The sequence below is a fragment of the Ruminococcus sp. genome (assembly GCF_024684275.1).
On record NZ_JAIKXF010000081.1, the window covers coordinates 1 to 2,558 of the forward strand.

Annotated in this window: 2 protein-coding genes; both read right to left on the reverse strand. The window is 46.5% G+C overall.

All coding sequences use genetic code 11. The annotated features are described in order from the left end of the window. Positions 1-1,568: 2-oxoacid:acceptor oxidoreductase family protein (locus K5677_RS08515; RefSeq protein ID WP_296726842.1), on the reverse strand; the 1,568-nt coding region annotated here is incomplete at its 3' end. A gap of 822 nt (positions 1,569-2,390) precedes the next feature. Next, positions 2,391-2,558: a SpoVA/SpoVAEb family sporulation membrane protein gene (locus K5677_RS08520; protein ID WP_366849169.1), complete on the reverse strand. Its 168-nt coding sequence runs from the start codon at positions 2,556-2,558 to the stop codon at positions 2,391-2,393.

The following is a 2,558-nucleotide window of genomic DNA, read 5'->3' on the forward strand; positions in this document are numbered from 1 at the left end:
TCGAGCTCCTCGGGCTTCCACTGGCAGTTGATAAGGAATACACCGCCGGGCTTTACGTCATTTACCATCTTGTAGCCCTTGAGGATGTATGACGGGTTATGACAGGCAACAAAGTCAGCCTTGTTTATGTAGTAAGGGCTCTTGATAGGCTTGTCACCGAAACGAAGATGTGAGATAGTGATACCGCCTGTCTTCTTTGAGTCATACTGGAAGTATGCCTGAACGTACTTGTCAGTGTGGTCGCCGATGATCTTGATAGAGTCCTTGTTTGCGCCAACAGTACCGTCGCCGCCGAGACCCCAGAACTTGCACTCGATAGTACCCTCTGCTGCTGTGTTGGGAGCATCCTCCTCAGCCAGTGAGAGATTTGTAACATCATCAACGATACCCAGTGTGAACTGAGGCTTGGGATCAGCCTTTGCGAGCTCTGCATAAACAGCAAATACAGATGCAGGAGGAGTATCCTTTGAACCGAGACCGTAACGGCCGCCGATGACCTTGATACCGTTTCTGCCTGTAGTATTAAGAGCAGCTACTACATCGAGGTAGAGAGGCTCACCGAGAGAGCCGGGCTCCTTTGTTCTGTCGAGAACAGCGATGCTCTTTACAGTTGCGGGGATAGCCTCAACGAGCTTTTCAGCCGAGAAAGGACGGAAGAGACGAACCTTAACGATACCGACCTTCTCACCCTTCTTGTTGAGGTAGTCGATAACTTCCTCAGCAACGTCGCAGATAGAGCCCATTGCAACGATAACGCGCTCAGCGTCAGCTGCACCATAGTAATTGAAGAGCTTATAGTCAGTGCCGAGCTTTGCATTTACCTTGCCCATGTACTCCTCAACGATACCGGGAACGGCATTGTAGTAGGAGTTGCAGGCCTCACGGTGCTGGAAGAAGATATCTCCGTTTTCGTGAGAACCGCGCATTGTCGGTTTTTCAGGATTAAGAGCACGATCGCGGAATGCCTTTACAGCGTCCATATCGCACATTTCCTTGAGATCCTCGTAATCCCATGTCTCGATCTTCTGGATCTCGTGGGATGTACGGAAACCGTCGAAGAAGTTGATGAAAGGAACGCGGCTCTTGATAGAAGCGAGATGAGCAACAGCAGCAAGATCCATAACTTCCTGCGGGTTGGTCTCAGCGAGCATAGCAAAACCTGTCTGACGGCAAGCGTAAACGTCTGAGTGGTCGCCGAAGATGTTCAGTGCGTGAGAAGCAACGCAGCGGGCAGAAACGTGGAATACGCAGGGGAGAAGCTCACCGGCGATCTTGTACATATTCGGGATCATGAGGAGCAGACCCTGAGAAGCAGTATAGGTTGTTGTCAGAGCACCGGCATTCAGAGAACCGTGAACAGTACCTGCTGCACCGGCCTCAGACTGCATCTCCTCAACCTTAACGGTCGTGCCGAAAATGTTCTTGACACCCTGAGCGGACCACTGATCAACATAGTCTGCCATCGGGCTGGAAGGTGTGATCGGATAGATACCGGCAACTTCCGTGAAGGCGTAAGAAACATATGCAGCGGCGTTATTACCGTCCATTGTTTTCATTTTTCTTTTGATTGCCATAGGAATGACCTCCTAAAAAATAATATTAAATTTTAGGTTATAGAAATGGTTAGCGGGTGATAACGTTAACCAAATATAACTACTGTGAAATATTATACCACAAATCGAAACCTTTGTAAACACTTTTTTTGCTGACTTGTTACAAATTTATCAGGCGTTTTTTTGGCAATATGTCTATATAAAGCCATTTCTTCCAAAACTATGAAAACAACTATCGGTCAAATATGTACAGCTGTCAGTATTTTCAGAGGGCGGTTGTGAAAAATGTATTACAAAGCAGGACTAAAGTTGTACAATTTGACAAAAGTTAAAGGATTTGCTTGACGAAAGGTCAGAAATAAGGTATAATAACTACAGTGTTAAGATTTATTTAACACTCGTTTTGTTGTCTCCTTTCTTTTGTTCTACACATATTTATTTTTATCTGTTTATCTAAGACAAGCAGGGCTTTTAGCCCTGCTATTTTTTTCGAGCTGAACCAGCTCGACCGTGACCACGTTGACGCTCGTAAACTCGCTTACTTCAATAAAATTCCTTACTTTTACATCGCTTATGGCGCTTTGATTGGAGTTGTCACATCAAAATCATAAGCTGAACCAGCTCGACCGTATCCACTTTGGCGCTTGCTTCGCTCGCCGTCAACCTACATTGAAATGAACCTTAACGTACTGTAGGGAACGCCGCCCTCGGCGTTCCGCGTCGTACATAAAAATAATATGATGCATTTTGTAAGGGCGCCAAAAGGCGCCCTTACACATTATTATTCATAATTAATCGGCGTAAGCCGACACAATTAATTACGCATTATAACAGCGTTCAGCGGCTGAAAAGCCAGAATATCACACCATAAACCGCGGCAGCCGAGCAGCCGTACAGGATCACAGGTCCCGCTATGGTGAATATCTTTGCACCCACACCGAGAACAGGTCCCTCCGAGCGGGCTTCAATAGCGCATGAGCTTATGGCGTTTGAAAAGCCTGTTAT